Annotated in this window: 23 protein-coding genes; 6 read left to right on the top strand and 17 right to left on the bottom strand. The window is 27.1% G+C overall.

The annotated features are described in order from the left end of the window. Nucleotides 1–33: 33 nt before the first annotated feature. From MJ2HA_RS01195 to MJ2HA_RS01170, 6 genes are all read right to left on the bottom strand, one after another. Nucleotides 34–426: a hypothetical protein gene (locus MJ2HA_RS01195; RefSeq protein ID WP_258393444.1), complete on the bottom strand. Its 393-nt coding sequence runs from the start codon at nucleotides 424–426 to the stop codon at nucleotides 34–36. Beyond that, nucleotides 426–1,256, bottom strand: a complete 831-nt coding sequence (locus MJ2HA_RS01190) for a hypothetical protein (RefSeq protein WP_258393443.1) — start codon at nucleotides 1,254–1,256, stop codon at nucleotides 426–428. The genes MJ2HA_RS01195 and MJ2HA_RS01190 overlap by 1 nt, the downstream gene beginning before the upstream one ends. A gap of 24 nt (nucleotides 1,257–1,280) precedes the next feature. After that, on the bottom strand, nucleotides 1,281–1,814 hold the full coding sequence (locus tag MJ2HA_RS01185) for a coiled-coil domain-containing protein (protein WP_258393442.1): 534 nt from the start codon (nucleotides 1,812–1,814) through the stop codon (nucleotides 1,281–1,283). 44 nt (nucleotides 1,815–1,858) lie between these two features. After that, on the bottom strand, nucleotides 1,859–3,517 hold the full coding sequence (gene thsB, locus MJ2HA_RS01180) for a thermosome subunit beta (protein ID WP_258393441.1): 1,659 nt from the start codon (nucleotides 3,515–3,517) through the stop codon (nucleotides 1,859–1,861). Nucleotides 3,518–3,580: 63 nt separating this feature from the next. Beyond that, nucleotides 3,581–4,063, bottom strand: a complete 483-nt coding sequence (locus MJ2HA_RS01175; protein ID WP_258393440.1) for an AAA family ATPase — start codon at nucleotides 4,061–4,063, stop codon at nucleotides 3,581–3,583. Continuing rightward, complete coding sequence (locus tag MJ2HA_RS01170) at nucleotides 4,060–4,800, bottom strand: winged helix-turn-helix domain-containing protein (RefSeq protein ID WP_258393439.1); 741 nt, start codon at nucleotides 4,798–4,800, stop codon at nucleotides 4,060–4,062. The genes MJ2HA_RS01175 and MJ2HA_RS01170 overlap by 4 nt, the downstream gene beginning before the upstream one ends. Nucleotides 4,801–4,856: 56 nt before the next feature. Between MJ2HA_RS01170 and MJ2HA_RS01165 the strand changes: the two genes are divergently transcribed. From MJ2HA_RS01165 to MJ2HA_RS01155, 3 genes are read left to right on the top strand one after another with little or no spacing between them, the layout of a single operon-like run. Continuing rightward, the gene (locus MJ2HA_RS01165) at nucleotides 4,857–5,441 is read left to right on the top strand and encodes a hypothetical protein (RefSeq protein WP_258393438.1); all 585 of its coding nucleotides are present in this window, start codon (nucleotides 4,857–4,859) and stop codon (nucleotides 5,439–5,441) included. After that, nucleotides 5,422–5,877, top strand: coding sequence for a PUA domain-containing protein (locus MJ2HA_RS01160; protein ID WP_258393437.1), 456 nt, complete (start codon nucleotides 5,422–5,424; stop codon nucleotides 5,875–5,877). Before MJ2HA_RS01165 ends, MJ2HA_RS01160 begins: the two co-directional genes overlap by 20 nt. After that, a complete protein-coding gene (locus MJ2HA_RS01155) occupies nucleotides 5,870–6,430 on the top strand; it encodes an exosortase/archaeosortase family protein (RefSeq protein ID WP_258393436.1) in 561 nt (186 codons plus the stop codon). The genes MJ2HA_RS01160 and MJ2HA_RS01155 overlap by 8 nt, the downstream gene beginning before the upstream one ends. On the opposite strand, the gene MJ2HA_RS01150 is transcribed toward MJ2HA_RS01155, so the two are convergent. The 4 genes from MJ2HA_RS01150 to polC are packed head-to-tail and all read right to left on the bottom strand — an operon-like array spanning nucleotide 6,419 to nucleotide 11,762. Beyond that, on the bottom strand, nucleotides 6,419–6,670 hold the full coding sequence (locus MJ2HA_RS01150) for a hypothetical protein (protein ID WP_258393435.1): 252 nt from the start codon (nucleotides 6,668–6,670) through the stop codon (nucleotides 6,419–6,421). The two genes, MJ2HA_RS01155 and MJ2HA_RS01150, sit on opposite strands and share 12 nt — an antisense overlap. Nucleotides 6,671–6,685: 15 nt before the next feature. Further along, entirely contained in the window at nucleotides 6,686–7,486 is an 801-nt protein-coding gene (locus tag MJ2HA_RS01145; RefSeq protein WP_258393434.1) for a stage II sporulation protein M, read from the bottom strand. Continuing rightward, a complete protein-coding gene (dph5, locus tag MJ2HA_RS01140) occupies nucleotides 7,471–8,202 on the bottom strand; it encodes a diphthine synthase (RefSeq protein ID WP_258393433.1) in 732 nt (243 codons plus the stop codon). Before dph5 ends, MJ2HA_RS01145 begins: the two co-directional genes overlap by 16 nt. After that, complete coding sequence (gene polC, locus MJ2HA_RS01135) at nucleotides 8,202–11,762, bottom strand: DNA polymerase II large subunit (protein WP_258393432.1); 3,561 nt, start codon at nucleotides 11,760–11,762, stop codon at nucleotides 8,202–8,204. The genes dph5 and polC overlap by 1 nt, the downstream gene beginning before the upstream one ends. A 51-nt stretch (nucleotides 11,763–11,813) precedes the next feature. On the opposite strand from polC, the gene MJ2HA_RS01130 reads away from it, so the two are divergent. Further along, nucleotides 11,814–12,164 (top strand): restriction endonuclease, encoded by a 351-nt coding sequence (locus tag MJ2HA_RS01130; RefSeq protein WP_258393431.1) that lies wholly within the window; start codon nucleotides 11,814–11,816, stop codon nucleotides 12,162–12,164. Here MJ2HA_RS01130 and MJ2HA_RS01125 read toward each other — a convergent pair. Genes MJ2HA_RS01125 through MJ2HA_RS01115 form a run of 3 tightly spaced genes read right to left on the bottom strand, consistent with a single transcriptional unit; the run spans nucleotide 12,145 to nucleotide 16,053 of the window. After that, nucleotides 12,145–12,972 carry a hypothetical protein gene (locus MJ2HA_RS01125; protein ID WP_258393430.1) on the bottom strand — a complete coding sequence of 276 codons (828 nt, stop codon included), beginning with the start codon at nucleotides 12,970–12,972 and terminating at the stop codon, nucleotides 12,145–12,147. The two genes, MJ2HA_RS01130 and MJ2HA_RS01125, sit on opposite strands and share 20 nt — an antisense overlap. Further along, nucleotides 12,963–13,667: a HesA/MoeB/ThiF family protein gene (locus MJ2HA_RS01120; protein WP_258393429.1), complete on the bottom strand. Its 705-nt coding sequence runs from the start codon at nucleotides 13,665–13,667 to the stop codon at nucleotides 12,963–12,965. Before MJ2HA_RS01120 ends, MJ2HA_RS01125 begins: the two co-directional genes overlap by 10 nt. Next, nucleotides 13,660–16,053 (bottom strand): CDC48 family AAA ATPase, encoded by a 2,394-nt coding sequence (locus MJ2HA_RS01115; RefSeq protein ID WP_258393428.1) that lies wholly within the window; start codon nucleotides 16,051–16,053, stop codon nucleotides 13,660–13,662. The genes MJ2HA_RS01120 and MJ2HA_RS01115 overlap by 8 nt, the downstream gene beginning before the upstream one ends. A 75-nt stretch (nucleotides 16,054–16,128) precedes the next feature. On the opposite strand from MJ2HA_RS01115, the gene MJ2HA_RS01110 reads away from it, so the two are divergent. Continuing rightward, complete coding sequence (locus MJ2HA_RS01110) at nucleotides 16,129–16,440, top strand: hypothetical protein (protein WP_258393427.1); 312 nt, start codon at nucleotides 16,129–16,131, stop codon at nucleotides 16,438–16,440. A 6-nt stretch (nucleotides 16,441–16,446) separates the two neighbouring features. Here MJ2HA_RS01110 and MJ2HA_RS01105 read toward each other — a convergent pair whose 3' ends face one another. From MJ2HA_RS01105 to dcd, 4 genes are all read right to left on the bottom strand, one after another. Continuing rightward, nucleotides 16,447–16,845, bottom strand: coding sequence for a 30S ribosomal protein S9 (locus MJ2HA_RS01105; protein ID WP_258393426.1), 399 nt, complete (start codon nucleotides 16,843–16,845; stop codon nucleotides 16,447–16,449). Nucleotides 16,846–16,870: 25 nt separating this feature from the next. Further along, nucleotides 16,871–17,317, bottom strand: a complete 447-nt coding sequence (rplM, locus tag MJ2HA_RS01100) for a 50S ribosomal protein L13 (RefSeq protein WP_258393425.1) — start codon at nucleotides 17,315–17,317, stop codon at nucleotides 16,871–16,873. Continuing rightward, a complete protein-coding gene (locus tag MJ2HA_RS01095) occupies nucleotides 17,314–17,679 on the bottom strand; it encodes a 50S ribosomal protein L18e (protein WP_258393424.1) in 366 nt (121 codons plus the stop codon). The genes rplM and MJ2HA_RS01095 overlap by 4 nt, the downstream gene beginning before the upstream one ends. A 236-nt stretch (nucleotides 17,680–17,915) precedes the next feature. Beyond that, nucleotides 17,916–18,542 (bottom strand): dCTP deaminase, encoded by a 627-nt coding sequence (dcd, locus tag MJ2HA_RS01090; RefSeq protein ID WP_258393423.1) that lies wholly within the window; start codon nucleotides 18,540–18,542, stop codon nucleotides 17,916–17,918. Nucleotides 18,543–18,551: 9 nt separating this feature from the next. Here dcd and MJ2HA_RS01085 point away from each other — a divergent pair, with 9 nt between their 5' ends. Further along, entirely contained in the window at nucleotides 18,552–19,220 is a 669-nt protein-coding gene (locus MJ2HA_RS01085; RefSeq protein WP_258393422.1) for a hypothetical protein, read from the top strand. Nucleotides 19,221–19,226: the final 6 nt, after the last annotated feature.

Below are 19,226 nucleotides of genomic sequence, written 5' to 3'. Positions count from 1 at the left end.
CAAGATAAAAGAAATCTTGAAAAATATAAATATTTATGATTCTATATAATATCCTCTATCGACTATAGATGTCTTATTATTGTATATTATATAAAAAGAGTCCTCACTCTCTCCATATAAAGGAGAGTACGAATAGCCTTGATATAAATTATATATTTTTTCTATATTAGAATATTGAACATAAAGATTTTTTCCTGTAGAAGACACAAAAAAATTATAATTACTAGATGGATTACAGTATATACTAGATAAGTTATATAGATAAGCAAGATTAACACACAAATATATATTATTACCTATATAATTTAAAGTAAATTCATCATAATTATTTACATTGGTTATATCTCTAAAAAGAGTAACTATTATAATGGAAGTAAAAAATAGTATTAAAGTAATTAAAGTTATTTCAAATGCATTCTCTACCATTAAGATATAGAAGCTTCTATATTATATAAGATTAATTGATTACATATTGTAGAATTTACATTCTCTACATTTATACCATTATATTGTAGATTTATATTTACAGTTCCAGAAGCAGTAGTCCCTGTCTGCCCTGCCGGAACTATATTAATCCATGTACACTGACCATTTTGTGGATTATACATTGGTCTACACTCTATCTGATACTCAATCTCCTTACCCAATTGAACAGCAGTTAATAAACAGGCGGGATAATACTGGGAGTTTGCTACACCAGTATTGTATTCTGGTATAAAATCTACCTGATTATTACTAACCTTAACATTAAATACATATTCTTCTGTAATTAAGTTATTTATATTTTCCAATGGCAGGATTATTGTATTATTATTTATATCTGTTAATACTATATTTGTACTATTTGCATATGCCTCTAGTCCTGGTAAACCACATAAATTAACTACTCCGCCATTTATAGTCAATGTATTATTTACAGTACAAGGTATGAATATATTATAATTTATTGGTATTGCAGGTACAGATGGATTGTAGTATATTTCTGGAGATTGAAATGAATATTGTATATCATTGTAATTTATATTCAATGGTCCAGAAGGCAAAGATATTGATACCACCTGACTACCTTTACTTTCCGCCACATCTTGTATAGTACTAGCCAATGTAGTTAATGAAGCCTGTATACCACTTATTGAAGTCTTTAACTGAGATTTTTGTATAACTGGGATACCCCACTCATAAATACCAACGGACAGACCTACTATAATTAAACCTAGTAAAAGATAACTCACTAAATTAGATTGGCCTTTTTTCATAAGATATATTTACATCTAATGTTTTTATATCTTTCTATATAATGGATTATTATTTGTTACTGGTTTTACATTATTATCTTTTGAATTATCCATATATTTTTTAAAGCTATCTAACAGTTCTGCTATTTTCAAATTTGCTTTTTCTAAATTTTCTAATCTTTTTAATATATCTACATTATTCAAATTATTATCATTCTTGGCCTCTTTTCTAGAAATTGCCGCCTCTTTAAATATATCTAGCAGATTCTTTATTTCTCTATACAAATTATTTGAAACTACTACCAATTCAGATATTTTAGCCTGTAAATCCACATTACTTTTAATTAATGAATTTACAATCTCCTTGTAAAATGATATATCCACAGAAAAATTTTGAGAATAATTAACTTCCTTTCTTAATAATGGATTATTTTCATTTGGTAGAGAGAGTTCTCTTTTTATATTTTCAATATTATCTTTTAGTTGTCCCTTCAACTCCCTTAAATCCGTTTTTAAATTCTCTATTTCTTGTGTTAATTTATCTATTGGATCTTGAGGTATAATTTCATATTCTGGCATAAAAAATATAGAAGTTTAGAAATTTATAAATTTTATATAAAAAACTATTCTTCTAAGCCTTCTGATGGCTCGCTTCCTGCTCCTGATCCCGCTCCTGTAGATTTACCTACTGCTGCAATCACATCATCTATCTTCAATATCATTATTGCTGCTTCTGTAGCTGATTTTATCGCTTGTAATGTTATACTTGCTGGTTCTATTACATTTTTAGCCCACATATCTGTAACTTTACCCTCTGATGCATCTATACCGTACCATTTTTTACCCTGCTCATGACTTGCCCTTAATTCTGTCATTGCTTCAATTGTATCCATACCCGCATTTTCTGCCAATGCAGCTGGTATAGCCTCTAATGCATCTGCAAATGCCAACATAGCCATCTGAACTTTAGATGATTCTTTCTTTGCTTCTTTTCTTATTGCCTCTGATAATTCCATTTCTATCGCACCACCACCAGCTATAATTTTTCCGTATCTTATAACTGTTGCTATATCTCTAACTGCATCATTTATGGATCTCTCTATCTCATCTGCAACATGTTCAGAACCTGCCCTTATTAATATTGTGACTGCTTTTGGATTTTTACATCCTGTTACAAATAACATATTTTCATCTGCTACTTTCCTTTCTTCTACTAATTCTGCTTCACCTAAATCAGATTGAGATAGTTCATCTATTGAATTTATTATCTTTGCACCTGTTGCTTTTGCTAATTTTTCCATATCTGATTTCTTAACTCTTCTTACTGCTAATATACCATATTTTGCAAAATAATATGCTGCTAAGTCATCCACACCTTTCTGTACTAATACAACATTTGCACCTATCTGTTTTATCTTATCTACCATCTTTTTCAACATCTCTTTTTCTTTATTCAAGAATTGTTCTAACTGATCTGGAGTACTTATATTTATTCTTGCATCCGTTTCTGTCTCTTTTATTTCTATGGCATCACCTATTAACGCAATTTTTGCCTTTGAAACTATTTTTGGCATTTCACCATGTATTCTTTCTTTATCTATTACTATTCCTTCTATTAATTCTGTCTCCTCAACTCCACCACCTACCTTTTTCTCAATTTTTAATGAATCCAAATCTACGATTATTTTCTTATTTCCATTACCAAGATCTACAACGCTTGTAACCCTCTTTACAGCATCTACAATTATTTTTCCCAGCACATCAGAATATATGGACGCTAATTTTGATGAAAGAGCAGACTTAGCAATTTTTATAAGAGATCCCTCATCTTCTATAGAAATTTTTTCTGCTAAATTTGACACTATCTTTTCAGCCAATAATTCTGCTTTTTTATAACCCTCCATTAATATTGTTGGATGGACATTCTTATCTAATAATTCATCTGCTCTTTTTAATAACTCTCCTGCCAGTACTGTAGATCTCTTCGTACCATCACCTACTTCCTTATCTTGAGTTTTTGCTATTTCGATAATTAACTTTGCTGCAGGATGTTCGACATGCATCTGATCTAATATTGTAGCTCCATCATTCGTAACAGTGACATCTCCTAGCTCATCTACTAACATTTTATCCATTCCTCTTGGGCCCAGAGATGTCTTTAATATTTCTGATACAATAATAGCCGCCATAATATTTGATCTCATTGCTTCTCTACCAATTGTTCTTGCATATTTTTCTGGAGATAATACCATAGGATATAGTCCTTTTCTATCTTCTGCCATAGTATATAATTTTAAATAAAACTTATAAGTCTTTGATTACTTCATATCTAAATACCCTTATTTTTATCCTTTATTTATTATTTCTAGTATATTTTTAACTATTATTTCTATATCTTCTTTATTATTATTAAAAAATATATAGTATGGCCTTTTTATACTTTCCAATTCATCTTCTAAGACTTCGAGATTCATAGCCCATATATTTTCAAAAATTTTGTAATATGGATAGTTTCTTTCTTTTAACCTTTTATAAAGTATATTTGGATCTGTTTTTATTATTATACATATATCGCACTTATTATATAAATGAGAAAAATTCCCTTCTATAATTATATTATCCTTATTTTTTATATATTCATCTATTTTGCTAAATAATTTTTCTTCATCTACTATATAAGTATTATATGCATCATCATAATTTTCATACAACTTATTCTCTATTGAAAATCTAGATATATCTAATACTTCAATATTCATTTTTTTAGATAATTCTTTCGCAATTGTACTCTTACCACAACCAGGTACGCCTGTAATGCATATAATCATTTTCTTCGAATCACTATTTCTGTCTTATCTTCGTTATATATTGTTTTTTTATTTATAGATAACATAGGTATTCCAAATAACGTACTTAACAAGCCTTCAAAATATCCTTCCGTAAAATATTCTTTTATTTCGGTATTTTTTTCCTTTAATAAATCTTCTATATCTTTTAATATTAATGCCTCAATTGATGAACTCAAATTTATTATAATATCTAGTGTTTTTATATCTATAAATATCTCTTCAATCTTTCCAAAACCGATCTTTTCATACAATTTTATTATTTCATTTAATAGATCTTCATTAAGAATCCTCTCCACACCAGAGTACATCTTATATGTAGTAGCCATCAATATTCCAAATCTTTTACCAACATCTCTTATAAAATTAACATTATTTATTTCTAATGATTGTAAATATAGTACTTGTAGTATTTCTGATGGTAATATCAAAAATTTTATATCCGCTATACTAAGAAAGCTATTTCTATCTAATTTTATTAATTTTGTTAGCATTACATCCCCATGTATCATCTCTAAGAAGTTCACATCTTCATTTATATACCAAACTTTCGCCTTTCCAACATTTCTATAATTTAAATATCCTCTTTCTTTTAAAACTTCCAAATGTTTAGATAATGTTATCCTATTTATCTTAAAATTTTTAGATAGTTCAGATATTGTAAGACCGTATGGGTGCTGTCTCAAGGCACTCAATAATCTTTCTTCTATCTCATTCATTATTATTAATTTACTCTTATTAATATTTATATATATTTTGTAAATTTCTATAGATTATGAAAAAGGACAAGATAATAAGTATGATTATTTTTATTGCATTTCTAATCTTTATAATATATATATTATATAAATCATATTATAATCACAAAAATATATATTACTATAATAAAGATAATATAACTATTGCTAGTCCTTATTCTATAGATCAGCTATCTAATATAAATATATATCCAAATATATCGATATATAGTATAATTAATAATAAATCTATATATTTATTATTATTCAATCCTAATTTAACTGGATATTATAATGCAGAGCTATTATATATAGATTTGAAGATCCCAAATATTATACCAACTTGTTTTGGATATAGTAATGGTTGTACATTCTTTTTAGAAAATAATTCTATAGAAAATAATACAATATTATTATACCAATACTATAATAATCAGTATAAATATTATTATATACCATTAAATGATACTTTATTAATATATCTCGTACCAACAAATAAAAGTTATGGAATATATTTATACCCAGAAAATAATACAATATTATTAGAAAATAATAATTCTATAATAGGCGAAGAAATTGCAGCAAAGTTCGTATTATACTGGTATGGATTCATTAATAATTAAATCTATATTAAATTACCAATTTGGCAGTAAAGTTGGAGATAAGATTCTAGAAAGCTATGAAAATATACAATTAGAAAAGAGTAGAAAAACCCATAGAATAAAAAGAATATTTATCAATAATAAGCTATTTGGATCTATAGAACCAAGTACAGGATATATAATAATAACAAAATATGGCGGTGAGATTTTGCAAAAATTTTTAGAATTTCCAAAGTATAGAGTTGTTGTAAACGAAGAGGCAGAAGACTACATATTAAAAGGTAAATCTGTATTCTCAAAATTTATAGTAAATATTGATGAAAATATATTATCCAGAGATATTGTATTAATAGTAAATAGATATGATAAATTATTGGCTATTGGTGAAACACTCCTATCGGCAAAGGAAATAAAAGACTTTAAATATGGTTTAGCAGTTAAAATAAAACATGTTTGAATATATAATAAAAAAATATTTTCCTAATATAATTGAAGAATCTATGAAAAGTAAGATGATAAGAAAAGAATTAATAATTGCTATATTTTTTCTAAATATGTTAATTTATTCTATACCTTTATCTTTATTTAGCTATTATTATATTATATTACCACAATCATTTTTATTATCTTATTCTAAATTTATAGGATATATATTAACATTATCAAATATAGAATATATATTAACTGCCAATACATTACATGTAGGCTCTGTAAATTTTATAATAGATCAAGAATGTACAGGATTTAAATCTGTATTTGCTATATTTGCAATGATATTTTCTACACCTATATTAAATATAAGAAATAAGATTATGTATTTTATCTATTCAAGCTTAATATTATATATTCTAAATATATTTAGATTATGGTCTGTATTTTTTCTATATGTAAGATTTAATTTAAACCCATATTTTGTACATAATGTATTATGGGAAATATTTACAACTATGTTCTTAGTAATATTTTGGATTATATTTATAAAAAAATATAAAAAAGGATTAGTTATATAATTGACTGATTATATAATACATCCTATCATAAAATTCCTTTGATATAGTCTCTATGTAGATTATTTTATTGTCTTTTATATAAAATCTAACATAATCTCCTTCTTTTAAATAGTTCATATCAATTGTCTTGTCGAAAGAATACTCCTTACTATTTATATCAAATATTACCTTATCTTTTAATATAGATTTTACCTTACAGTATATTATACCTTCTTCTATATACTCAAATGATTCATACATATAAAAAAATTGTAATTAAATAATATAAGCTTCTATAAATGCCGCAGTAAATAAGAATAGTATGGATAATACAAATAATGCTAAAGAATCGGATAATATTTTTTCTAATATTTCTTTATCTAATCCTTTTACAAATGCTATAGATAATATATTACCAGATAAAGCAGCTAAAAAATAAGCTAGAAATTCTAGCAAACCGTGAGGTAGTATTAATATTAAACTATAGACAGGATATAATATATATTTATATAATAAATTTGATGTATTTAAATTAAATGCCTTTAAACCAAGAAAAACACCTATAATTGATGAGTTCCATAATAATAGATATATTGCACCTGCACCAAATAATATAGAAAATGAAAAAAATAATAATAGTACCTCCATATTGTTAAATAATATATAACTAAAGAAATTATTAGTATTTATTGCTTGCCCATAAGATAAACTCAGCACATGCATTTTTATATTTTCTATGGCTTGTAATTGCGGAAAAAATAAATTATAATTTATTAAATAGCCTATATAAAACCCGATAACCGATCCAAAAAATATTATAAATGAAGCAAGTATATAGTCCTTGTATCTATAAAATATATTATGATTAGATAATATTTTTTCTGACAATTTTTCATCTTTTTCTATTAATTTATTATATACTTGAACTAATGGAACTAACGATATCGCTATGATTAATATGCCACCCTCCGATCCGCTCTTAATAGATATTAATGTTGCAAATATTATAGAGAATAATGTTAAAAAAAACAGTATATATGGGTTATCTTTTACCTTCGATATTAAGATATCATACATGATAAAAAATCCTCTTCTATTTTATTTAAATTTGACGGTATTATTATACATAAAGGTGGCTCTATATTCATATTCATTAGATTTCTTATAGAGTCATAATATATTTTTTCACCGTCCCTGTTCAATTTGGAACATACTATTAACTTAAAATCTTCATTAAACACTCTATTCTTATCTAAATTCATTATCTTCCTTATAGCTTCTTTATGATCTAGATAAATATTATTCTTTGGATCTAAATCCAATAATAATAATGTATGTAAATTATTTCTATAGTTATTTATTATATTATCATAAAAATCTGTAGATTCATGAAATGGAACAGATATTATTCTACCAAATTTATATAAGAACAAACCTGTTTTACCAACTTCATCAAATACAGAAGCTGAATTTATTATTTTAAAATTTATATTATTTTTCTTACATAATTCAATAAAATAAAAATGTGTAGTAGCAAATAGAGGATTTCCCGACACTATTAATATTATTTTCTTATCTTTATTATTCAATATTATATTTTCTAATTTATACTCCACAAAATCTCTATCAATCAATTTTATATTACTATTTATATTTAATAGATATTTTAATATACTATTATCTACAAAGTTTGTATAATATTCTAAAAATACTAGATCCGCATCTTTTATATTATTAATCAAACCAATTGGAATTTCATCTATATTATTACCAATACCAGATAAAATAAACATTATATATTAAAGAAATCTTTTAATTTCCTTTCCTTAGATACATTTCCAAATGTTTCATCAATCTTCTCTTTTAAAGCCCTAAGACTTGAAGATGTATATTCATCTAAATGTAAATTTTCAGATAGCCATAAACTAGGCTCTAAATATTTTATAACGCTGCCATATGTAACAGTCATTACAATTTTTCCATTACATCTTATGCATTTCCCAGATAGCGGGATTCTTCTATACTTAGTATTACATTTTATGCATCTAAACTCTTGCTCAGAAAATTTTCTTAGATTTCCTTTTATATCTCTAGCAAAATGTAGATTTATTACTAAATTTGCAACTACAACAGGATCAACAGATCTTAATAATCTTGATAATTTCAATTCAAAATTTAATTTTTCTAACATCTCTCCCAAAAACTTATACGCAGATTCTGTATTCCCTTCATTACTTATAGAATCTATATCATGCATAAAACCCCAATTAGTATATTCATCTTCCTTATTTAATCTATCTTTATATATTTGTATTTTTATAGAATCTGCTGGCCTATACTCTAATCCATTATAATATAACTCCAGTGGATAATTCCAGACTGTATCGAAATTATGTACCTCGTCATCTACTTCCATTCCTTTTAACTTTAATGTTATTGTTAATGGAGCATCCATCATACCACCTCTCTTTTCTGGTAAATAATTTTTTGAAAAATTGATTAATGCGTCTAATAATAATATAAAACCACCTTCGTCACCGTCACAATTTCTTCTTATACCAGCATGCATCAATGGGTGCATTAATAATGCTTGTGTTTTAGAAAATCCTATTATTCGTCCAACAACGCCTGCAGAAGTATGCGGTGCTAATACTATTAATAAATGCCCTAGTAAATCTTCAGGCCTGTCCACATTATAATATTTAGGAAGATTATATAGTCTTTCCAATTCTTCATCTAAAAACCTAGTAGTATTTATCAATGATCTTAAAAATCCATCCATCTTTATCTTTCCAGCTTTTTTATATGGACCTACAATAGGTAATATTATATCTTGTGGTTTTAATTCAAGTATCTGTTCTTCATTTTCTAATGGATTTCCATATATATCTCTAGTATATCCTAATTCCTTTAATTTTTCTATCGGTGTAAATAATAAATCTTTTGGCTTAAAATATGTAATAGGAACCTCTATTGCATCAAATCTTGTAGTTCCATCTCTAAATACAAATACCCCATACTTAGCCCTCAATATCCCTTTTTCTAATCTTTCTGGTTCTTTATCCTTCGAAGATAAACCTTCTGGTCCTTTGATTATTTTTGGTACTTGAGAAGAATCCATATTTAGATTTTTTAACGCAGCCTCAATATATTTTCCTATATCTATATTGTATACCTTATGAGTTTTATTATCTTCAGTATTTAGTAATTTTGTATCAGACTTACAAAATATACATTTTCTATATGGTACATATATTTTACAATTTGGACAATAATATAATTTTAAATCTGCTAAAATTTTTCCATAATTTCTAGACTCCATTAAGTTCCTCATTCTTCCACCTTCTTTACCTACTGGAAATAGTACAACTATAGAACCTGTTAGTTCTCTAATCCTCGCCTTTTCAGGTCTCCCCATCCTTAATCCTATATAAGTACCTACCTTGTCCCTTATTTTTAATACAGATACCCTGCTAATTATTTCATATCCATTGTTTTCTGCACCTTTACTAGGTATATCATTTATATATCCAACTTGTAAATAAAAAGCAGCAGAATCCGGATAATTTATTATAATTTTATTATTTTCTAGATTATGTTCTATTAAAATCTCTTCTAAAATCCTCTTTACATTTTCATCATAATTTATTTCTATTCTTCTAGCTATATTAACTTCTTTGTCACCTATTTTTATCTTTTCTATATCTATTTTAGAATTATCTTTAATGTAATTCAATAAATATATTATATCATCTGCTGATATATCTTTCCAGAAATAGGTATACAAAGGATGTAATGGTACATCCAATAACAATGATATTTTTAGAGAATCAATAAGATCTGGTTTTATTCTTAATGGATCTCTTATATAACCTTCTAATTTTGATTTATCTATATTTAAATAATCAGACAATTTATCAAGATTTTTTATTTCAAACATTTTTCTAGGTTTAAGCATATCAAAAACTACTTCAAAATCTTTTAATTTTTCTTTAGCATTCTTCTCAAATTCTAAAACCCACCATTCTTCACAATATCCTACAGGAACCAATATATGACCATTATCCAAAAAGTCTCCATAAGTAAATAGTATATCACCTAAAAATAATATTTTTTCTACTAGATTTTTATCTATCAATTCTTTAGCAATCTTTTCAGAATATATTTTTTTAACAGAACCATCTTTTAATTTTACAACAGGAGGTTCTATAGTATCTGAAAATGTAACTGCCGATGCTTTTCCAGGTCTCTCAACTGCAATTTGTGTACCCCATGCTAAGAAATTGTATGTCAAAGCAGCAGCCGCAGGATGAATAGATGATGCTTCATGTCCATTTGTCCTAGATTTGCCATATCTTAATCTAAAGCCACCTTTCGCAGATGGTAAGGAAAAAATTGGCCTTCCAGCAGTTAGTTGAGCAAGATATTTTGAATTTGGTTTTATCTTTTCCCCTGAATCTGATGAACTACTATATATTCTTTCTTGTAACTTTTTATAATCCGATAACCATTTCCAATCCTCCAAATTAAAATCTTTTGCTACAGGTTCCAGCTTTTTCCAAATTTTTCCTGCTTTTTGACATATTCCTTCTGCTAGAACCAGCATTGCACCGCCTCTAATAAAGTTTGTTTCTATTCTTGGTAAATCTTTATAACCAGAAACTTCGGACTCTAATGTAGCTTCACCATTAATTTCTATTGGTAGGTTCTGTAGAACGAATTCTAATTCTTCCTTTTTTGGTGTATACTGCAAATGCGCCATTCTTTTATAGTCATATACTTCAATTACGTATCTCTGTACTTCATCATTATCTGGATCCCATTTTTCATAACCAAACTTTTTTCTTAATAGATCTGCAACAACTACAGAAAATGCCTGCGGAGTACCTCCTGCAGATCTAACAGGTCCTGCATAATATATAGATAAATATTCTTTATTATCTCTTCTTTTTTTTGAGATTACCTTAATAATGCCTTCTGTAGATGCTGCTACAACTCCTAGAGTATGATATGTAAATGCAGACCTAATACCTAGATCTATTGCTCTTAGCTTATCTTTCGTTTTATTATATATCTGTTCAGAGACATAATCAGCAATCTTTAATATGGTAGCAAATGATAGAGCTTTATATTGTTTTTCTATTTCCCTTATTTTTTCAGGTAGATTTATTTCTTTTATTATAGGATCTATATTAGACAATAAATTAACTATTCTTTCAGACATATCTTCGGATATTGGGATCTCTACATCATCAGTAGAATCTAATTTTAGTAATCTAGCCTTTTTTGCAAGCTCATAGGCCTCTAAGGTCTTCTTTCTTATATCCGAAAAATATTGGTCCATATCGTTCATAATAAAGATATTGAAATTATACTTTTATATTAGTAAATATTATTCATATATATGGCAAACAACTATAAAATAGGATATTATTATGAAAGAAAAGTAAAAAGTATTTTGGAAAAACAGGGTTATACTACCTGGAGGACTCCAGGTTCTCATTCTCCTATAGATATTATAGCACTAAGTAGAGATGGTAAAATAAAACTTATACAAGTAAAGAGGAACAGAAAAAAAATAAAATTACATAATATAAATTATATGGATTTATACCAACTATATAATTTAGTAAAATATTACGAAAAATCTCAAAATATAGATATAGAAGTATGGATATTTAATGAAAATAATCTCGATATATATAATAAAAATGATATATTAAATATTAAAAATGCTATTTCTTTACAATCATAAAAAACTCATAAGGTATATCAAATTCTTTTATTATTTTATAATTTAATTTATATAGGAAGAACCTTTTTATTTTATATCTCCATGCTAATCCTATATTCTTCCTTTTTCCGATACTTTTTTGTGAAAATGAAATAATTAAATAATCAAAATCTAGATTTGCTATTATATTCCTTGGTAAATAATAATCATATTTTTCCAATAAAGGAAATATTTTCCAAAAGAATATGTATTGATAATGTTTGTATATTCTTTCATCTGGTTCGAATAGATCTATCAACCAACCTTCATTATCTACATTCAGAATATTTAAAATCTGATAATTTATATCAAGTATTTCTTCAGAAATATCCGTATAATAATATTTATTGGGCTTTTTATCAGAAAAAAATATAGATAGTGGATTCAAACCTGAAGCAAGATCCAGTATCTCATCTGGTTCGTCTATAAATATATTTTCATATACTTCTTTATAGAAATTTAACCTTTCAGCTGTAGATTTAGCTGACATTAGTAGGTTAATTATCTTCTGCTCTAGACTTAATTCTTCATCAAATATAATATTTTGAATATTTTGGTCAATAGAAAATACTTCATATATATCATGTAATATTTTTCTTACTTCTTTAAAAAATAAATAAAAATCTGGATCATTTTTTAATTGTTTTACGTTTCTTATATTATATAGTCTATCATATAAATATGGCCTCTTTTTTAATTCCTTCCTTACTATATTTTCAACTACCTTATCAGAAACATTTCTTAGATTATCTTTCTTCTTTATTTCATTTATTATATCTATTATTTCCATATTCTTTCATATTCCTTCCTTACACATATTTTACAATTATTTTTCCTAACCTTTACTTCATACAAATCAAATCTTTTTAGATTAAAATGATATAGAATTCCATTATTATATCTGTCTAAATATTTTAAAAATAATTCAACCATTAAAGATGATGCGAATATTACAGAAGCAGGATCTACACCATACAAATTACAGGTCATAAAGTTAGTTTTGTTAGAGAATATGTCATAAAAACAAAAATCCTTTGGATTTATTAAACCTACATACCCCTCTGACATAACAACAGACCCGAATATATAAGGTTTATTTAGATAAACAGAGTATTCGTTTAATAAAAATTTTGTATTTATATCATCCACTGCATCAAAAAATATATCAGTATCAAAAATATCATCATGAATCTTTTGATATTTTTTTATATCTATATCCTCTCTTATCTCCTTTAATCTTTCCTCTATAGCATCAATTTTGTATTTCTTCCTATCTTTTAAAGTGAAATTTTGCCTATTCAAATTTTTTTCTTCAACAATATCAAAATCTACAAGATTTAACCTTTTTATACCAATTCTAGTTAAAATTTCCGCTATCCAAGACCCCAAACCCCCTAAACCAACTATCGTAGCTGAAGAATTAAAAATTCTTTCATTTAATTTATCGCCAAAAAATAATCTTTGAGAAATAAAAAAACTATCCATAATACTTATTTGAATTATTATTCAATATATTAGTTCTAAATGTTTCTGTGAAGGTTTTGTAATAATTTTCCATATCTTTAGTTATTGATGGTCTGACCCTGTTCAGTGCTTCTCTGAAATCGCTCATAGTTATAAATATATTTAATGCTTCTATTTTCTTCAGAGTTTCTTGATCACTATCATTGTCAAGCTTAATTTCATTATATATTTTTCTAAGTCCATTCATAGCTGCTTCTTTAACTAATAATTCTAAATCTGCACCACTATAACCCTCAGTTATCCTAGCCAACTCCTCTAAACTAACATCTTTAGCTAGTGGTACACTCCTAGTTTTTATCTTTAATATTTCCAATCTTGATTCATAATCTGGCGCTGGTATATATATTATTCTATCAAGTCTTCCAGGTCTTAATAATGCTGGATCTAATATATCTGGTCTATTAGTTGCTGCTATTGTAACTACATCTCCTTTTGTCGTAATACCATCCATTTCTGCTAATAATTGATTTACTATACTATCATATACATCTATACTATGTGCTATTCCTCTTCTTGGTGCTACCGCATCAATTTCATCAAAGAATATCACGGAGGGTGCTACTTGTTTAGCCTTTCTAAATATCTCTCTAACCATTTTTTCGCTCTCTCCAAACCACTTTGAGAATATTTCAGGTCCTTTTATAGCTATAAAATTTGCACCTATTTCCGTTGCTACGGCTTTTGCTAATAAAGTCTTACCTGTACCTGGAGGTCCATATAATAATATACCTTTTGGTGGGTCTATGCCTACTTTTTCATATATTTTTCTATATTTTATTGGCCATTCTATCGATTCTTTTAATTGCTGTTTTATCTCCTTTAATCCTCCAATATCATTCCACCTAACCTTCGGAACTTCTACCAATACTTCCCTCATTGCAGATGGTGGAACTAATTTTAATGAAGACATAAAATCTTCTTCTGTAACAACCATCTGCTCTAATAGTTCATCTGGTATTTTATCTCCATATCTTTCAATTTCTGGTAATATCCTTCTAATAACATTCATAGCTGCTTCTTTAACTAAAGCAGAAAGATCTGCACCTACGTAGCCGTATGTTATAGATGCCAACTTTCTTATCAATTCGTCTTTTTCTTTTTCATTTAATAAAGTATATATCTTTTTTCCATTATCTTCTACTATTTTTCCTATAGGAACATTTCTTGTATGTACCTTCAATATTTGATATCTACCATGTTCATTTGGAACTGGTACCTCTATTTCTCTATCAAACCTTCCGGGTCTTCTTAATGCTGGATCTACAGCATCAGGTCTATTAGTTGCTGCTATGACTATTACCTTACCCCTTGCCTTTAAACCATCCATTAAGGTCAATAATTGGGCAACTAACCTTCTTTCTACTTCTCCTACTGCCTCATCTCTTTTAGGAGCTATTGCGTCTATCTCATCTATAAATATTACCGCAGGTGCATTTTTATTAGCTTCTTCAAATATATCTCTCAATTTCTTTTCACTTTCCCCGACATATTTAGAAACAATTTCAGGTCCATTAATTGCTATAAAATATGCTCCACTCTCATTTGCTACGGCTTTTGCTAATAAAGTCTTACCTGTACCTGGAGGTCCATATAATAATATACCTTTTGGTGGGTCTATGCCAAGCCTTTCAAATAATTCTGGATATTTTAATGGCAATTCCACTAATTCTCTTACTTTTTGTACAACCTCATCCATATCACCAATATCTTCATAAGTTACTTCAGGTAGCTCTCCTTTCGATTCTACAGCATGAGGTAATAATTCTATTTCTGTGTTTTCTGTAATTACTAATGCTCCCTTTGGTAGACCATTTACTACAGTCAACCTTAATTCATTCGAAAATCCCATAGAAAATAAACCTTCAACAAATGTAATCTCAAAATCATCTAATAAATCAAATTTCTTCCTATAACTTGGAACTATAACCAAATTGTCTCCCTTTAATACAGCTCTACCAATTAATAACCTTTTTATATAATTTATATAACTTGGAGAAAATTGGTAGGTTACACCTTTAGATGATGGAGCTAATATTATTTTTTGAGCTTCTTTAACTGAAGCTTTTCTTACTGTCACATATCCCCCCAATGTTGCATTAGCATTCTTCCTAATAATACCATCCATTCTAATAATTCCTAGCCCATAATCTTCTGGAGGCAACATTTGGGCAATAGCAACTGTTTTTTTCTTACCTTCTATTTCTACTACATCTCCAATTCTTATACCAATCTTTTTCATAGCTTCAGTATCCAATCTAACAATACCTTTATATAAATCATTCTGTAATGCCTCTGCAACCTTCATTTTTACTTCAGGAACATCTTCATGGTTCGAATTATTATCCATAGATACTATATCAACAGATATCTTTTAAATATAAATATAGAAAACTTTAAATTATCTAATAGATTATTTTCTCTTATGGCATTAAATATTAAAAAAATATCTGAGACAATAAATGCAAAGATATATACTGAAGACGGATACTTCTTAGGGGAAGTAGAAGATGCTATTATATCGGGTAATAAAATTTATGGATGGAAAATTAGAGTACTAGATCAAGATCTGATAAAAAGAGGGATAAAGGGAATTATAGCTCCACACCAATTGGTAAAAGCAATGGGACAAATATGGATTATCTCTAAAGCTGTATACTCAATAAAATCTGGTGAAGAACCGGAGCCAGAAGAGATAAAACAGGATGAAAAGGTAAAAGTCGAAAAGGTTGAATAAAAATTTTTATCTATATGCCGTTGTATAATGTTTTCTTGCTTTTGAAGTAGGAGATTTTCTTTGTTCCTTTTTCCTAGGATCTGACTTTAATAATCTTGGATCATATTGATTAAACAATAGTTTTAATTTATCATCATCAAAATATTTTACCAATCCCTTTGCAATTGCTATTCTAGCAGCTTCTGCTTTGCCCATATATCCACCACCAGTTACCCTAACCTTAATATTTACCTTAGATATATATTCAGGTCCAGCTAATAATACTGGTTCTAATATTCTTAATCTTGCCAAAGTTGGTTCATAAAATTGTAATAACTTAGAATTTATCCTTATGACTCCACTTCCTTCTCTAATATACGCCCTCGCAATTGCAAGTTTTTTCTTACCAGATGATATTACAATCATTTTATATCTTTATTCTAAAAATATTTTAAAGCTTTCCACCAACCTGTCTTGCTATCGCCGATAGAGTATAATATTCTTTTATTCTTCCTGTATTTAACCTATTATATATTATACAATCATCTATGACTTCAAATTTTATATTCTTTAGTTCATCAGGTACTCCCAGATATACTTTTAATCTCTTTAATGCATTAGAGCCCCTATTATTTCTAGGAAGCATACCTGCTATTACTCTGCGCAATATCTTATCTGACCTCTTTGGATAAAATGGACCTTTTATCCAGTCTCCTCTTTCATTGATCTTATGATTCCAATATTGAACTAGATTTTTCCATTTTCCGGTTACTATTACCTTTTCTGAATTTATAATATATACTTCATACCCTTCCAATAAATATTTCGCTACATAAGAAGATAATCTACCCAATATATGATTCTCTGCATTTATATACTTCCTTCCTAAAGAGATCATATTATTATCTTTACATTAGAACCTTTTGGATTAGCCTCTAATAACTCTTCAATGGATATTATTGTACTACCAGCCTTCTCTGCTTTCTCTCTTGCCGATTGAGAATATCTCCATACAGATATAGTTAATTTTTTATTGAAATTATTTGAAGCCAACAACTTTCCTGGTATAACTACTGTATCACCATCCTTAGCATATTTTTGTAATTTTCCCAAATTAACCTCTACTCTTTTTCTGGTAGATCTATTCAGTAGCTTAGCTAAATATAGATATATCCCTGCTTCATTCTTTTTTCCCTCTTTTTTTAATTTATGTATTAATTTCCTTAGATAAATATTAGTCGGTCCAGTTCTTTTGACCATTTTTCATAACTATATAAAAAATATTTAAAAGTTATTAGTAAACTACCTTATCTTCATGGACAAAGCACTACACCCTTATGCTGGAATTTTTATGTATAAAATTTAAGTGTAATTTAAATCATGGGAATAGATATCTAAATGGATATTATAATTCTAATTATATAATATTTGTTCTATATAAACTTGGCCAACCATAAAAATATCTCTATAGATAATATCTTACACTGAATAAAATTTTATAGCCCAATGCCCTTAAAGTCAAAATCTTTTGTTATTAATGATTGGGTTGCTCCCTCTTCACCCAGATATTTTGAACTTTTCCTCTTGTCATACGGAATCTCTGGTGGCTCTATTTCAAAAAATACTATCTGAGCAATTTTCATTTTAGGATATAATTTTATAGGTACCTTATTAACATTCACTATTTCCAATGTAATATATCCTCTATATCCAGGGTCTATATATCCTGCTGATGTATGAACAATTATCCCTAGTCTACCTATAGATGACCTACCATGTATTTGCCCCACCAAAAAACTAGGAACCTCTATATACTCATATAATGATGCTAGTATAAATTCACCTGGATGTATTATTATTGGAGTATTTTCATCTTTTGCTATATAAATATCTGAGTATTTACCTATATTAATTTTATAATTATCTGTATCTATTTTTGTATAAATAATATCTTCATAATTTTTTACATCAATAAGATCTTTTTCCAAGGTTTTAAAGATCCTAAATCTAAAGCCCAATCTAACATCCAATGAAGCAGGCCCAATCATATTTTCATCAAATGGCTCAACTATTATTTTCTTATTTTTAATAAAATCTTTCATTTTTTTATCATTTAATATCATTATAATGATATGATAGAAAATATTATAAAATTGGTTAAAGAAAGTAATGTACAACTTTGGTGGCCTGTAGATTTGAACTACCATATCAAAACAGGAGGTGACTGGAAAATTGAAGTCATATTAGGAGCTATATTAACTCAGAATACTAAATGGTCTTTTGTAGAAAAAAATATAGAATATTTAAAATCAAAAAACTTTATATTTAATATAGACAATTTGAAAAACTTAGATATAAATTATATAAAAGTTCCCTTTAAGTCAAGAAAATTAGAAACTATAAAAAATATTGCAGATTCTATAGAAAATATAGATATAAATAATAGAGTAGATTATATTAGAAAGGAGTTATTAGATATTCATGGTATAGGAAAAGAAACCGCAGATGCAATAATATTATATGCATTTGAAAAACCTATATTAGTTATAGATTATTATACAAAAAGATACTTTAATTTAGATATTGGATATGATAAACTAAGAGTAAAATTAGAAACTGAAATAAAAGATAATATGAATAGAATAGAAAAATTATTAAAGAAAAAGATAAATAATTACAAAAAATATCCTTTTTTATCTGTATATAACCTAAAAGATGATATAGATTATAATAAAAAACTAACAATAATATATAAAGAAATACATGCAATGATTGATATAAAAATGAAAAATTTAAAGTAATATCTC

Origin of the sequence: Nanobdella aerobiophila, assembly GCF_023169545.1 — an archaeon.
GTDB lineage: Archaea > Nanobdellota > Nanobdellia > Nanobdellales > Nanobdellaceae > Nanobdella > Nanobdella aerobiophila.
Note: the sequence above shows the minus strand (reverse complement) of the source record. Positions and strands in the feature narration are given on the sequence as shown.